The sequence below is a fragment of the uncultured Chloroflexus sp. genome (assembly GCF_937951745.1).
Lineage (GTDB): Bacteria > Chloroflexota > Chloroflexia > Chloroflexales > Chloroflexaceae > Chloroflexus.
Genome location: NZ_CALFBQ010000083.1, coordinates 38660 through 53647 on the forward strand (window position 1 = coordinate 38660; position 14988 = coordinate 53647).

The window sequence follows — 14988 nt, forward strand, 5'->3', positions numbered from 1 at the left end:
GAGGCGCGTATGCCCCGCTCGTTTACGGTCGAGCGTGAGAGTTTGCCGGCGGTAGTGCAACGCTGGATCGAGGCGATTGGCCTCGGCGAAGAAGAGGTGATCGAATTGGTCTTTACCGAACGCGAGTTGCTGATCCGCCGGCCTATGAGTCCACATTTGCGCGCTTGGGCCGAGGCGGTGTGCGATCAGTACGATCGGGCCTTCCGGCAGATTGTCGGTATCTGAGGGTGTAGCGATTGATGCGGCAGAACGGCATCATTGCGCCGGGCCAGTTTGGATCGGCGCTAGCCGCGTCAATCAGCGCAGGACGATGGGATGAGCGCTATGTTGGACGAAGAAGCGACCCCGATCGTCTATCTTACTCAAGACGATGTGCTCGATTTACATACCTTTGTGATCGAGCGATATGGCGGTTTGCTCGGTATCAAAAGCCAAGATCGGTTGCAGATGGTGTTGCATGCGCCGCGTCAGATCCTCTTTGGGGCGGAACTCTACCCCGATCTGTGCAGTAAGGCCGCAGTGCTCACCTTTATGCTTGTGAAGCACCATCCGTTCAATTCGGCCAATGAAGCGACAGCCTTTGTCAGTTTGTTGCGCTTCCTCGCCCTGAATGGCGCGAGTTTGCGGCCCGAAGTCGGGCCTGATGAGATTGGCTGGGTGTTCCACGCGTTGAGTCACGGTGATATGGATCGGGAAGAGCTTGAGCGCTGGCTGCGCGAGAATGTGGAATGTTGCCATGACGCGGGTGCTGATTAATGGCTCGACTGGAATGTTATGCGTGCGGGCAGCGCAATTGCTGAGCCAGCAGCATGAGGTGATTGTGCTGGGCCGACGACCGCCCGAAGGGCCTATCGGGCACGCCGATTGGCTTGTGGCCCGCCTTGATCGCAAGCAGATGCTCGAATTGCTGCGCACTGAGCACATTGAGACCGTGATCCATCTTGATCTGCTCGGTTTTGATGGGCCATTGCCCGATCACGAGACGACCGTGCAGCAGAATGTGATCGGGACAATGGAGCTGCTTGGCGCTTGCCGGGCAGGAGGGGTGCGCCATGTTATTGTGCGCAGCCACGGCTGGATCTATGGCGCTAGCCCGCTCAATCCGCTCTTGATCACCGAAGAACGCCCCATCAAGACGATCCATAGCCGTGGTCTGTTGCGCACCCTCGGCGAAGTCGAGCAAGTCGTGGCCGATTTTGCCGCGCGCCATCCTCAGATAACGGTGACAGTGTTACGCTATGCGCCGTTGCTAAGCCAAGATGGCCCAGTGATGAAGTATCTGCGCTCGCCATCACCCCAGTTGCTGTTTGGCTTCGATCCCATGATCCAGTTGCTGCACGTCGATGATGCCGCTTACGCCATGGTCGCCGCTGTGAACCAACCGGTCGGGGGGGCGTTTAATCTCGCGCCTGAACAGCCAATGCCGCTGAGCCAAGTGATCCGGCGGTTAGGGAAGCAACCAACAGCGACCATAGGACCGCTGTTCGATAATCAACCGCCGCCGGGCTGGCCATTTGAGGTTGACTACTTGCGCTACCACTGCACTATCGATCCGCAACGCGCTTGCCGTCAGTTGGGATGGGCGGCGAAGTATGATATGGTAACCGCGCTTGACACCCTCAAGCCGCTGTCACCGGAAGAAGAATACGCCGCAGCTTCGCGCGCGTTGAACGAGTTTCTCAACCGCAGGAGACGGGTAGAATGAACGACGAGCCGGTTACTCCGCCAACCAGCGATCCGGGAGAGCCACGCCGTCCCCGCCGGGGCCGCGCGCGATCGGTGGCGGTTGAGATGGAAATCGAGACACCGCCACCCACCGGCACTCCGCCTGAGCACGCAGCGTCCACCGATCCGGTCGAAACGCCACCCATCAGCGCTCCGCATGAGCATGCAACTCCCGCCGATCCGGTTGATCCGGCACCAACGGCGATCGGATGGGATGAGTCGACCTCCTCACGCCGTTCGGCTGAACAGTTATTTGAGGTCGAGATTGATATTCGCCAGCAGAGCGAACAGCAATCCGGCTCGCAAGCCGCCCTTGGCAATTTCGCCGCCGGCGTGGTACGGTTGATTGGCGAGAATCTCCAGCGCATGACCAATGAACAGGTCGAGCGGGTCAATAGTCTGTTACAGGGGGTTGACCTGCGCGATTACCTCGATCCCGATTTTTGGAAGGGGATCGGGATGGTGCTGCGGTATCAGATTGACGAACAGATCAACTTTATTCAGCGCCGGCAGCGGGGCGAGTACACAACCGATCCCTTCGGCATGGATCGCGAGATTATCGAGATCGCTCGGCCATTTCTCTCGTTTATGTACCATACGTGGTGGCGGGTACAGGCCAGCGGGCTGGAGCATGTGCCGGCTGCAGGTCGGGCGTTGTTGGTCGCTAACCACAGCGGCGTATTGCCGTGGGATGGAGCGATGATCGCGACCGCTGTCGTTTATGACCATCCAGCCCAAAACGAGCGAATTGTGCGCTCGCTCCACCTGCACTGGTTCACGACCCTGCCAGTGATTGCGCCAACGCTCGCCGCATTAGGTCAAGTACCCGGCATTCCAGAAAATGCCATTCGCCTACTCGAGCACGATGAGCTGGTATGTGTCTTTCCCGAAGGGTTAAAGGGGGTAGGTAAGCTCTTCAAAGATCGCTACAAGCTGGCCCGCTTTGGCCGCGGCGGCTTTGTGCAAGCCGCGCTCCGCACCCAAGCGCCGATTGTGCCGGTCGCCGTAGTCGGCGCAGAAGAGATCTATCCGATGTTTGCCAATGCCGAAGGGATCGCCAAACTGCTCGGTTTCCCCTACTTTCCGCTCACCCCATTCTTTCCGTGGTTCGGCTTGCTGGGCGTCATTCCGCTGCCAACGCGCTGGTCGATTACCTTCTGCCCGCCGATCGATACAACCAGCTACGGCCCCGATGCTGCCAATGATCCGATCACAGTGCTGGAACTGTCGGAACAGGTGCGCGAGACGATTCAAAATACTATCAATCAGAAATTAGCCGAGCGGACGTCGGTGTTCTAATGCGGTTTGACGAGGCAGCGGCGCCCGGTATGGATGCCACCCATATTTGCAAGCCGATTTACGCTTCTGGTTCACCCGGCTGAATGTTTTGCGGCGTCTCGATCCAGCCGCGGCGCAGGGCGAAGATCACCGCCTGCGTGCGGTCATTGAGCGACAATTTGCGCAAAATCGACGAAATATGATTCTTGACCGTCTGGGTGCTAATGCCTAATTCATCGGCAATCGCCTTGTTGCTGCTGCCGGCAGCAATGCGCTCCAGCACCTCGATCTCGCGTTCGCTTAGCGGCGTAAAAATTTGCAAGCCAAGATCTTCGGCAACCATCTGCACTTCGGGCAGACTGCGAAACTGCGAGAGGATCCGGCTAGCGACACGCGGCTCTTCGGTTAAGACATCATTAATCACATACTCGCCGCGCGCCACACGCCGCAGGATATCGGCCAAAGCGGCCGGCTTGATATCTTTCGAGCGGTAAGCGGCAGCGCCGGCGCGCAAAGCGTTAAACGCCGCTTCATCGCTCTCGTGCATGCTCAGCATCACGACGGCAATACTAGCGTACTGACGGCGCACCTGCCGGGTCAATTCCAAACCGCTCATGCCCGGCAGATTGAGATCGACCAGCATTACATTTGGTTCGAGATTGGGGTCAACTTGCGCCAGCCAGCGCAACGCCTCTTCACCATTACCCGCTTCACCTACAATCTGGATGCCCGGTTCGTGGGATAACGCCCAGCGCACCCCCTGTCGGAACAGCGGATGGTCATCCACGATCAACAATTTTACGGTTGGGTTGGCCATGGCGCCGGTTCCTTTCCCTGACTGCGCAGCCATCTGAGATATGCTTCAACCGGCTCAACGGGCACTTCCATCCCGGCAGCGCGGAGCAGGCGCGCCACTGCCGGCAGCGGTAATCCTACCACATTGGTATAGCTGCCTTCAATTGAGTCAATCAATGCCGCGCCACCGCTTTGTAAACCATAACCGCCAGCTTTATCCAGTGACTCGCCGAGGGCTACGTAGGCAGTGATCTCGTCATCATTCAGCGCGCGGAAACGCACCCGACTGGCAACAAGGTCAAACAAGATCTGCCGCCCAGCATACACCACCCCGCTACAATCGGCTGCTTGGGGCAACAAGAGGCACAAACCGGTCAGAACCGTGTGCGCGCGCCCGGCCAAGCGCCGGATCATTGCACAGGCATGGTCTTCGTCACGCGGTTTGCCCAACACCATCCCGTCAATCACCACTTCGGTATCGGCCGCCAGCACGATCGCATCAGGATGACGCCGGCCAATATCAGCCGCTTTGCGCCAAGCAACGAGTGTGGGATGCGCATCGATTGGCAAGAGTTCCGGCAACGGCGGCAAAGCCGCCACTAGATCAGCCGGTGCCGGCGCAGGATGATCTTCAGCCGGGCTAGCAAGACACGTATATTCCACGCCAAGGTAGGCGAGCAACTCGCGCCGGCGGGGTGAGGCAGAAGCAAGAATGAGCGGGTGAGACGACGAGGCGGGCATACCAATCCTGATATCGCTATCCTTCGAGCCGTCAGCGCCTCGATCATAACATGGCCAGCGGTGTCGCGCAAGATTGCGCGAAAGAAGAGCATGCACTAGCGCCGTTCGTTGGTTGGTTACCAATTCGTTGATAAAGTTGACAGTCGCTTACAGAACCGTTATAATCCCGCCTAACGATGTACAGTTTCTTACCAACACCTGTCGATCGTCGCCGCACCTCGCCTCATGCTATTCTGGTCCACGTATGCTGGCTTACATAGCCTTCGCTCGTACATCAGCCGCGGGCTGATATGATTATCGGACAAATGGCGTGGAGGATGGAGAAAGGAGGTGATGCGGCGAAGAATGAACGCAATGGCGCGGCCGTTCGATAGCGATGCTTGGCAAGAGATTGGAAATCGTTCGTTCCGTTGCCCTCAGATTTAAGGAGGACACAGACAGATGGCTAGCTTTACCAAGCGAATCGTTGCCGTCGCGATGGTGATGGCGATGATAATTCCGATGCTAGCGGCTTGTGGCGGCACTGCCCAGCCGCAGGTCATCCGCGAGACGGTGGTAGTCTTGCAGACGGCCGAGCCGGTGCGCGAGACAGTCCGTGAGACGGTCGTCGTGACCGAGGAGGTCAAGGCTGAGCAGTACACCACCCCGCACCCGATTCTGAGCGATGTGCGCGTGCGACAGGCGATTGCCTACTGCACCAATCGCCCCGAGCTGATTCAGTCGGTTTATCCTTACCTGACGCCCGAGCAGCAGCAGGAGCTGTTGATGGACACCTTCCTGCCGAAGGCACACTGGGCGGCGGCGAAGGAGAACATCACGGTCTACCCGTTTGACCCCGACAAAGGCAAGGCCCTGCTCGAGGAAGCCGGCTGGACGGGCAGCCCGATCCGCACCAATGCTAACGGCGAACCGCTGGCATTGAGCTTCACCACCACCAATGCCCAATTCCGCCAGACGTGGTCGGCTGTCTTCATTCGCCAGATGGCGGCGTGTGGTATTCAGGTTATTCCAACCTACGCTCCAGCCTCGTGGTGGTTCGGCAGCAGCACCGGCCTACGCCGCCGCGACTTTGAGCTAGGCGCCTTCGCGTGGGTTGGTCAAGCCGATCCGGGTGGTCAGACACTGTACTCTTGCAACCAGATTCCGCTGGCTTCTAATAACTGGAACGGCCAGAACTACATGGGCTGGTGCAATGAGCGGGCAAGCCGTGCGATTATCGCCGCGAACAACACGCTCGACCGCGCCGAGCGCATCCGCCAGTACGCAATCGTGCAAGAAGAGTTCACCAAAGACATGGTGAGCCTGCCGCTCTTCAACCGGCTTGAGGCGTATGCCGCCAGCAAACGGCTGGTGAACTTCAAGCCGAATCCGACCGAGTACTACACTGCCAATGCTGATGAGTGGGAGCTGTCTGATGGCGGCGACACCATTGTGCTCGGCTTCACCCAAGAGCCGCAGACGATGTGGAGCTTGATCGAGAGCGCAGCGGTGCAGCGTGTCGCGGTGAACCTGCTTGGCGTGCCGTCGACCACCTCTTACGATTATGACTACCAGCCGGTGGGTCTCGATGGTCTCTCGACGATCGAGAACGGCCGCGCTACTAACGTCGATGTCGAAGTCAAAGAGGGTGATATTGTCTGGACGACCGATGGTGAAGCGAAGCCGTTGGCGCCCGGCATTGAGATCACGACTGCCGATGGCGAGACGATCACGTATCAGGGCGGCACGGTCAAGATGAAGCAATTGACCGTCACTGACAAGTGGATTTCGGGCATCACGTGGGAAGACGGTGAGCCGCTCAAGAAAGCTGACTTCGAACTTGCCTACAAGATCAACTGTGATCCGAAGTCGGGTGCTACGTCGCTGACCTTCTGCGAGTCGATCGCTAAGGTTGACTTCATCAGCGACACCGAGTACACCGTCACCTTCCACCCCGGTGTGCAGTGGCCGACCTACTTCACCGGTTCGTTGGGCTACTACCCGTCGCATCAGGTGTTGAGTGACGGCCGCAAGCTGGCAGATGTGCCGGCGGAAGAGTGGCAGACCCTGCCCGAGATTATCGAGCGCCCGCTAAGCACTGGCCCCTATGTCCTCAAGGAGTGGGCCAAGGGCCAGAGCATGACGTTTGAGGCCAACCCCAATTACTACAAGGGCGAGGTCAAGATCAAGCGGGTGATCATCAAGTTCATCGCCGATACTAATCAGGCGGTGGCCCAGTTGCTGACCGGCGAAGTTGACGTGCTAGGCAGCGAGACGTTAGGTGCCGGCGCTGAAGTGCAGACCGTGATCGAGGCCGGTAACCGCGGCGAGATCCAAGCCTTCGTGGTGCCCAGCCCGACGTGGGAGCACATCGACATGAACCTCTTCACCAAGTAAGCGATTGAATTGGCCGGTAACCGGCACGGCGATGGGCAGATCGTTGCCCATCGCCGCGCCTGCTCTATGGGTGAACACAACGGCGCAATGCGACTAACGAGAGCTGCTTGACAATCGTGACCTCGCGCAGCCGGCCACGATCGATCGTTCCCCAACGTTCAGGAGTATTACTATGGCAGGTTATCTTGCCCGCCGCTTTATGCAAATGTTCTTGGTGGCACTAGTAGCGGCAATTTGCGCCTATGGCATGTTGTATTTGGTGCCCGGCGGGCCGATTGATCAATTGCTGGCCGAACGACAAAATGCCGGGCCAAATCGAATTACAGAAGCAGATATTCGCCGCGTGCGCGAGCGATTTGAATTGGATATCTATTTGCCCTTCCGTTTTACTCGTTGGCTTATCGGCTGGCCAGCGGGGCCACTGCCCGGCGGTATTGGAGCCAATTGGCAGATTGGGTGTGCTGTGCCCGGCCAAGTGCGTCTGCGTTACCCGGATGGACGGGTGGAGGTACGCGAAGAGGGGTGTGAGGTGCCGGTAACGATGGCTGACCTTGAAGGGCGCAAGGTGAGTCGTGGGATCGTCTTTGGTGATTTTGGTACATCGCAGGTTATGCTGCGCGGACGGCCGGTTGCGGATCTGATTATGACCCGTTTGCCCTATACGCTTTACCTGATGGGGGCATCGATCTTGCTCTCGATCCTCATTGCGGTACCGATTGGCGTTTACTCAGCGGTACGCCAATACTCGCGCTTTGACTATGTGATGACGACACTGGCCTTCATTGGCGCATCACTTCCAAGCTTTGTGTTTGGCATCTTCGCGATCTTGCTCTTCTCGGTGTTAGCTAAGAACGCTGGATTGCCCTACCTCCCCCCCGGTGATGCAGTAGGAGTACGTGATTATACAATCCCGCTGATCGGCACTGTGCAAGCCGGATCATTTCTTGATCGATTTTTACGCTTCCTGATGCCGTGTGGCGTATTAACCTTTATCAATATCGCCGGCTGGAGCCGCTTCGTGCGTGGGAGTATGCTTGAGGTGCTGAGCCTCGATTATGTGCGCACGGCAAGGGCGAAAGGCGTTGCTGAGCGGGTGGTGATTCTGAAGCACGCCCTGCGCAATTCACTCATCCCGTTTGTCACCTTGTTGGCCGGCATTCTGGTTGCGCTCTTCAGCGGTGCGCTGATCACCGAGACCGTATTTAACTGGCCGGGAATTGGGCGCCTGTTTATCGATGCCCTTGGCCGCAATGATTATAATGTGGTGATGGCGTTGTTGATCATCAACGTCGTTTTGTTGTTGATTGGCATTTTGATCACCGACATCTTGTATACGGTGGTCGATCCGCGCATTCGCTTGACCTAATGATGTTTTGCCGGCGCTATCGCCGGTAATCAAGACGTTCACGAGGAGAAGTTGCATGGCCACTAGCACGACTGCCGTGCCACTTGAAGAGGCTGCACCCCGACGATCGGAAGGGCAGTGGGCAATTGTCTTCCGGCGCTTTCGCCGCCACCGGCTAGCGATGTTTTGTGTCGGGTTGCTTGCCGTTTTACTGTTGCTATCGGCGGCAGCTCCATTGATTGCGCCTTACGAGCGTGATGAGCCAAATCTTACCGGGCGCTTTCTCACACCGATGGGCCGCGATGCCGATGACGGTTTGCATATTCTCGGCACCGATCACCTTGGTCGCGATTATGCCACTCGTTTACTATACGCTTCGCGCGTGTCACTCGGTACAGCGTTTACCGCAACGCTCATTGCCTCAACAATTGGCATTTTGTTGGGAATGCTAGCCGGATATTTTGGCGGCTGGGTTGATACGATTATCAGTCGCTTTCTAGAAATTGTTGCTACATTTCCGACACTCTTACTACTACTCATTTTGTCGTCTATTTTGGTACAAAATATCAATGCAGTCCCACTACCAGCGGGGGGGGCCTCGTTCCTTGCTTTTCTCTTCGCAGTGTCAGAACGTGAGGCGCGCATTATTTTCGCCGTGATTCTGGTGCTCGCCTTTTTTGGTTGGACCGGCACGGCCCGGCTAATGCGCGGCATGGTGCTCTCGGTGCGCGAGAATGTCTACATCGAGTCGGCCCGCGCTCTCGGCGCGAGCAATGCGCGCATTCTATTTCGCCATGTCTTCCCCAATGCCCTACCGCCAATGATCGTCGATTTTACCCTCGGCGTGAACGGCACGCTGGTCGCCGAGTCGGCGCTAAGCTTCCTTGGCTTCGGCATTCAAGACCCAACGCCAACGTGGGGCAATATGTTGGACTATGCCCAAAGCTATATGTTCCAGTACCCGTGGATGCCGCTCATTCCGGCGATGCCGATCTTGATCGCATCGATTGCGATTAACTATATTGGTGATGGTCTGCGTGACGCGCTCGATCCGCGCCAGCGCGGCTAAGCAACGGGCACGCCCAAGATAATGATACGGAGTACCTGTGGCAACCGAGTCTCGTGTTGTAGCGGGCGCAGCGCGCCCAACCGGCCGGCGTGGCGCTGAACTGCTGCGCGTGGAAGGTTTGAAAACCTATTTCTTTACCGAAGATGGCATCGTGCAAGCGGTCGATGGGGTAGATTTTACCTTGCGCCGCGGCGAAACCCTCGGCATCGTCGGTGAGTCGGGGTCAGGAAAGAGCGTGACCTCGCTTTCGATTATGCGCTTAGTAAGCCCGCCCGGCCGGATTGTCGAAGGCAAGATTATCTTCGACGGAGTTAATCTGCTCGACCTTGACTCCGAAGAGATGCGCAAGATCCGCGGCGACCGGATTGCAATGATTTTCCAGCAGCCGACCACAGCGCTCAATCCGGTCTTCCGGGTGGGTGACCAGATTATCGAGACACTCGAAATCCATCAGGGTCTCAAGGGCGAAGAGGCGCAAAAACGCTGTATCGAGCTGCTGTCGATGGTGGGGTTACCCGACCCGCAGCGACGGATGCGCCAGTATCCTCATGAGCTATCGGGTGGGCAATGCCAGCGCGTGATGATCGCGATGGCCCTAGCCTGCAACCCTGAATTACTGATCGCTGACGAGCCGACCACCGCGCTTGATGTGACGATTCAGGCCCAGATCCTTGACCTGATGCGCGAACTGCGCGAGAAGATCGAGACGGCGATTATGCTGATTACGCACGATATGGGCGTGATCGCCGAGATGGCCGATAGTGTGGTGGTAATGTACGCTGGGCAAGTGGTTGAATACGCTGATGTGCAGTCGCTGTTTAGCGATCCCAAGCACCCCTACACCCGCGGCCTGCTCAACTCGATGCCGATACTTGGCGATGAACGCGAGGAGTTGGAGGTCATTCCCGGTACGGTGCCGAGCTTGATCAATCCGCCTAAAGGGTGCCGTTTCGCATCGCGGTGCAGCAAACGGTTTGAGAAATGCGACCAGCCGCCGCCGATGATCGAGCTAGGCGCAAACCGGCGCGTGCGGTGCTGGCTGTATAAAGATTGACGCCAAGACGCCGTCCAGCACAACGTCTTGGTTATGACGATACGATGGAGCGAGACCATGACTACTCCGGTGGTGCAACCGGCAGATGATATCCTGCTTGAGGTGCGTAATCTCAAGAAATACTTCCCGATCAAAGGCGGTTTTTTGCGCCGCACCATCGCTGAGGTGCGCGCAGTTGATGATGTCAGCTTTACCGTCAAGCGCGGCGAAACGCTCGGGCTGGTGGGTGAGAGCGGCTGTGGCAAGACAACTACTGGGCGCACGGTGTTGCGGCTCGAACGAGCAACGGCGGGTGAGGTCATCTTTGAAGGCCAAGATGTGATGCGGGCTAACGGTCGAACGATGAAAGCGCTGCGCCGCGATATGCAGATTATCTTCCAAGACCCTTACGCTTCGCTTGACCCGCGCATTACGATTGGCGAGAGTGTGGCCGAAGGGTTGGTCATTCACGGCATCGGCACACCGGCTGAACGGCGCGAGCGCGTGCGGGAAGTGCTGGCGAAAGTCGGTTTGAGCGCCTCGCATATGACCCGCTTCCCCCACGAATTTTCGGGTGGCCAGCGCCAGCGCATCGGCATTGCCCGCGCGCTGATCATGGAACCAAAGCTGATCGTCTGTGATGAACCGGTTTCGGCCCTCGATGTATCGATCCAATCGCAGGTGCTCAATTTGCTGCGCTCCCTCCAGCGTGAGTTCGGCCTGACGTACCTCTTCATCGCCCACAATCTGGCCGTGGTTGAGCACATCTCTGATCGGGTAGGGGTGATGTATCTGGGGAAAGTGGTCGAATTAACGACCAGCGCCGAACTGTTCCGCGAGCCGCTACACCCCTATACCAAAGCGCTCATCTCGGCGATCCCGCATCCCAATCCGATGGTGAAGCGCGAGCGGATCGTGTTGCAGGGAGATGTGCCGAGCCCGATCAATCCGCCAAGCGGCTGCCGCTTTCACCCGCGCTGCTGGATCGCCAAGAGCATCTGCAAAGAGCAGGAGCCGGCGTTTGAAGAGAAGCGCAAAGGCCACTGGGTCGCCTGCCATTTCGCTGGCCAGTTTTAGAGGGTAGCGACAGGTCAGAGCACAATGTCAGGAACGACGCAGTGAGTCACTCTCACCCAACGCATGGAGTGATCACGATGATCCGCATGCTCCATCTCGCCGATCTGCACCTCGGCGTCGAAAACTACGGCGCACTTGATCCGCGCCGCGGGCTGCACTCGCGCCTAATCGACTATCTCGACCGGCTTGATGAAGCGATAAGTATAGGCCTCGATCACCAGATCGATCTCTGCCTCATTGCGGGAGATATCTACAAAAACCGCACCCCCAACCCGACAGTCCAACGCGAATTTGCCACCCGCATCCGGCGATTGCGCGAGGCAGGTGTCGCGGTGGTCATTCTCACCGGTAACCATGATATTTCGCCAGCGCAAGGCAAAGCGCACTCGGTCGAGATCTTTGCCACGCTGGCGCTCGACGGGGTGACGGTAGCCGACCGGCTGCGCCGACACCGGATTATCACCCGCAACGGCGAGGTGCAATTGATTGCCGTGCCGTGGGTAACGCGCCAAATGTTGCTGGCCCGCGAAGAAATGGCCGGTGCGTCGTTTGCAACAATCGAGGACGAATTGAGCCGCCGGTTGGCCGATTTTATTGAGCATGCGGTAGCTCAACGCGACCCCAACCTGCCTACCATCATTGCCTTTCACGGAACGGTGGAAGGCGCCCAGTTGGGTTCAGAACGAGCTATGCTTCTTGGCCGTGATCTAAGCCTGCCGCGCTCGGCGTTAACCCATCCCGGCGTCGATTATGTCGCGTTGGGCCATATTCACCGCCATCAAGCGTTAGGTGAACAGCCGCCGATCGTCTATCCCGGCAGTATCGAACGGATCGATTTTGGCGAGCGCGACGAACCAAAAGGCTGTGTCTTCGTGGAATTAGCGCCGGGCCAAGCGCGCTGGCGCTTTGTGCCGTTAAACGCGCGTCCGTTTGTCAGCATTGAACGTGATCTTCGTCGGAGCAGTGATCCGGCGGCAGCATTACGGACGGCGATCGAGCGTCACGATGTGCGTGATGCGGTGGTGCGCGTCGAAGTGCAGCTTGGGCGCGAGCAGACCCCACTGCTCCGCGAAGAGCAAGTGCGGACGTGGCTCCATGAAGCCGGCGCAGCCGTAATTGCCGCCATTGTATTTGATGTGGAACGACCGGTGCGCCAACGCTTTGCCGGGGTTGCGGAAGCGTTGCGAGAGGGATTGACGCCACGGCAAGCGCTCGAACTGTACCTCAAAAGCAAGAATACGCCGCCACAACGGATCGCGCAATTGTTGGCGGCAGCAGATGAGCTGATTGGGGAAGCCGGATAACGGCACCCGATCGCGTGGGGAAAGAGTGCAGGGACAACGTGCTGCGTTGTCCCTGCCCCGATCGTTAGGCAGACGAGCCGAAGCTGTCCTCAGGGTCATGATCGGCGGGCAAAGAAATCCATCTGCTGCTCTTGATACTGGCCCATTGAGCGATACTTTTGGTACCGTTCACGCAGCAGCGTATCAAGATCACGCTGCTGCAGATCGGCCAGATGGAAGCGGAGCCGCTCACCAACCGCAGCGATAGCAGCAAGACGGTCAGTATGAGCACCGCCGGGAGGTTCGGGAATCACCTCATCGATAATGCGCAACTCGAAGAGATCGGCGGCAGTCAGCTTAAGGGCCTTGGCAGCCTCAGGCGCCTTTGCGGCATCGCGCCAGAGGATGGAAGCGGCCGCTTCGGGTGGGGCAACAGAATAGATCGAATTCTCTTGCATCAGAATGCGATCGGCGACACTGATCGCCAACGCGCCACCACTGCCGCCCTCGCCAATGACGACGGCCACGCTCGGCACGCGCAACGTCGTCATCAGCATAATGCTTTCGGCAATCGCATTGGCTTGCCCGCGCTCTTCCGAACTCTTGGTCGGATCGGCGGCGGGGGTATCAACAAAACAAATCACCGGCAAACCAAACTTCTCAGCGTGGCGCATCAACCGCTGCGCCTTGCGGTAGCCTTCTGGGTGAGGCATACCGAAATTGCGCCGCATATTCTCGCGGGTATCGTTACCCTTCTGGTGGCCGATCACCATCACCGTCTGGCCGGCAAACGTTGCCATCCCGCCGACCATCGCCGGATCATCACCGAACCGCCGATCGCCGTGCAATTCGACAAAATCCTCGCAGAGAGCAGCGATATAATCGAGGGTATGCGGACGCTGAGGATGGCGCGCCAACTGCACGCGATCCCACGGAGTCATCGTTTGTTGTGGAGGAGTCTCTTCCATACCGTGCCTCGCGTGATCTTACATAATCGGCTGCGGGAGAGTAGCGCGGCGCGCCGCGAGCTGATCGGTCCTAGCTGCCGGAGCTGGCCGCTGTTGGTAGAGCTTAAGCAGGCGAGCCAGCATATCGCGCATCTCACTGCGCGGCACCACCATATCAATCATCCCGTGTTCGAGCATAAACTCAGCCGTCTGGAAACCAGCAGGCAACTTCTGGCGCATAATCTGCTCGATCAGGCGTTTGCCAGCAAAACCGATATTAGCGCCCGGTTCAGCGATAATAACATCGGCCACCGACGGATAGGAAGCGGTCACACCACCGTAGCATGGGTCAACCAACAGAGCGATATGAGGTTGGCCGGCAGCCGCCAAGCGGGTCAACGCCATCGTCACCTTAGCCATCTGCATCAAGCCGATCACACCCTCTTGCTGGCGCGCGCCGCCTGACGTATTAATCGTCAACAACGGCACCCCCAGCTCAGCGGCGCGCTCGGCGGCGCGGGCCATCTTCTCGCCGTAGACGCTGCCCATCGACGCTCCCATAAACGAGAAATCACCTACGGCGACACACAGTTGCACACCACTGATCGCACCGACACCAGAAATCACGGCATCAGCCATACCAGTACGTTGCTGGGCTTTGGCCAATTTGGCGGCATAGCTTTCATCAGCAGCGACAAAACCGAGCGGGTCGGTCGGCAACAGGTTGGCATCCATCTCGCGAAACGATCCGACATCGAGCAGACCGAGCCACTCGTGGGCGCTGAGGCGCATATGATGACCGCACTTCGGGCAGACTTTGAGATTGTCGTTGAGCTGTTTCTTGTAAATCAGCTCGCGACATTCGCTGCACTTTACCCACAGATCGTCCGGGATTTGGGCATTGTCTTGATCATCGGGCCCGGTAAACCCTTTTCGGCTGAGGCGGAAGAACTCTTTCACTGTTCCCTACGCTTTCACTTGGCGCATATGCGCGCGTCTGCTGGTGATTTTATTCACAGTGGCGTTATTGCCATATATTATAGCATGAGCTGCAAAGAGGGTGTACCTGCGAGATCTCATTAACATTGCGTGATCGTACTGGACCGAAACACGAGTGAAACAAAAGCGTTTTCGCTGACTAGAAAAGCAAAAAAGGGCTACGCATCTCCGGCGACTCGAGCCGCTTGACAAATCGGGCAAGAGTTGCTATACTCCCCATCGTCAATCGCATCGCGGTTGACACGGAGGACGGCCCACGTGGCACGCTCCGCACCAAATGGCCCGTCGTCATCCGGCGCAGCGCATCTTGCCTGCTCCGC

General features: G+C 57.9%; 14 protein-coding genes. 10 read left to right on the forward strand and 4 right to left on the reverse strand.

What is annotated here, in order from left to right:
• Nucleotides 1–9: 9 nt before the first annotated feature.
• The 4 genes from Q1A59_RS17105 (at nucleotide 10) to Q1A59_RS17120 (ending at nucleotide 3024) form a co-directional block, all read left to right on the forward strand.
• Entirely contained in the window at nucleotides 10–225 is a 216-nt protein-coding gene (locus Q1A59_RS17105) for a hypothetical protein (protein ID WP_298402577.1), read from the forward strand.
• A gap of 90 nt (nucleotides 226–315) precedes the next feature.
• Nucleotides 316–756, forward strand: a complete 441-nt coding sequence (locus tag Q1A59_RS17110) for a type II toxin-antitoxin system death-on-curing family toxin (protein WP_298482439.1) — start codon at nucleotides 316–318, stop codon at nucleotides 754–756.
• A complete protein-coding gene (locus Q1A59_RS17115) occupies nucleotides 737–1705 on the forward strand; it encodes an NAD-dependent epimerase/dehydratase family protein (protein WP_298402581.1) in 969 nt (322 codons plus the stop codon). Before Q1A59_RS17110 ends, Q1A59_RS17115 begins: the two co-directional genes overlap by 20 nt.
• Nucleotides 1702–3024 (forward strand): lysophospholipid acyltransferase family protein, encoded by a 1323-nt coding sequence (locus Q1A59_RS17120; RefSeq protein WP_298402583.1) that lies wholly within the window; start codon nucleotides 1702–1704, stop codon nucleotides 3022–3024. The genes Q1A59_RS17115 and Q1A59_RS17120 overlap by 4 nt, the downstream gene beginning before the upstream one ends.
• Before the next feature lie 58 nt (nucleotides 3025–3082).
• Here Q1A59_RS17120 and Q1A59_RS17125 read toward each other — a convergent pair whose 3' ends face one another.
• Entirely contained in the window at nucleotides 3083–3820 is a 738-nt protein-coding gene (locus Q1A59_RS17125) for a response regulator transcription factor (protein ID WP_298402585.1), read from the reverse strand.
• Nucleotides 3802–4539 (reverse strand): nucleoside triphosphate pyrophosphatase, encoded by a 738-nt coding sequence (locus Q1A59_RS17130; RefSeq protein ID WP_298402587.1) that lies wholly within the window; start codon nucleotides 4537–4539, stop codon nucleotides 3802–3804. The genes Q1A59_RS17125 and Q1A59_RS17130 overlap by 19 nt, the downstream gene beginning before the upstream one ends.
• A 441-nt stretch (nucleotides 4540–4980) precedes the next feature.
• Between Q1A59_RS17130 and Q1A59_RS17135 the strand changes: the two genes are divergently transcribed.
• The 6 genes from Q1A59_RS17135 (at nucleotide 4981) to Q1A59_RS17160 (ending at nucleotide 12743) form a co-directional block, all read left to right on the forward strand.
• Nucleotides 4981–6915 (forward strand): ABC transporter substrate-binding protein, encoded by a 1935-nt coding sequence (locus Q1A59_RS17135; protein ID WP_299645285.1) that lies wholly within the window; start codon nucleotides 4981–4983, stop codon nucleotides 6913–6915.
• Nucleotides 6916–7087: 172 nt separating this feature from the next.
• Complete coding sequence (locus tag Q1A59_RS17140; protein WP_298402591.1) at nucleotides 7088–8281, forward strand: ABC transporter permease; 1194 nt, start codon at nucleotides 7088–7090, stop codon at nucleotides 8279–8281.
• A 55-nt stretch (nucleotides 8282–8336) separates the two neighbouring features.
• Nucleotides 8337–9329: an ABC transporter permease gene (locus Q1A59_RS17145; RefSeq protein WP_298402593.1), complete on the forward strand. Its 993-nt coding sequence runs from the start codon at nucleotides 8337–8339 to the stop codon at nucleotides 9327–9329.
• A 37-nt stretch (nucleotides 9330–9366) separates the two neighbouring features.
• On the forward strand, nucleotides 9367–10383 hold the full coding sequence (locus Q1A59_RS17150; RefSeq protein ID WP_298402594.1) for an ABC transporter ATP-binding protein: 1017 nt from the start codon (nucleotides 9367–9369) through the stop codon (nucleotides 10381–10383).
• Between the two features lie 57 nt (nucleotides 10384–10440).
• Entirely contained in the window at nucleotides 10441–11439 is a 999-nt protein-coding gene (locus Q1A59_RS17155; protein ID WP_298402595.1) for an ABC transporter ATP-binding protein, read from the forward strand.
• Nucleotides 11440–11516: 77 nt separating this feature from the next.
• Nucleotides 11517–12743, forward strand: a complete 1227-nt coding sequence (locus Q1A59_RS17160; protein ID WP_298402596.1) for an exonuclease SbcCD subunit D — start codon at nucleotides 11517–11519, stop codon at nucleotides 12741–12743.
• Nucleotides 12744–12838: 95 nt separating this feature from the next.
• On the opposite strand, the gene Q1A59_RS17165 is transcribed toward Q1A59_RS17160, so the two are convergent.
• Nucleotides 12839–13690 (reverse strand): acetyl-CoA carboxylase carboxyltransferase subunit alpha, encoded by an 852-nt coding sequence (locus Q1A59_RS17165; protein ID WP_298402597.1) that lies wholly within the window; start codon nucleotides 13688–13690, stop codon nucleotides 12839–12841.
• 18 nt (nucleotides 13691–13708) lie between these two features.
• Complete coding sequence (gene accD, locus Q1A59_RS17170) at nucleotides 13709–14629, reverse strand: acetyl-CoA carboxylase, carboxyltransferase subunit beta (RefSeq protein ID WP_298402598.1); 921 nt, start codon at nucleotides 14627–14629, stop codon at nucleotides 13709–13711.
• Between the last annotated feature and the right edge of the window lie 359 nt (nucleotides 14630–14988).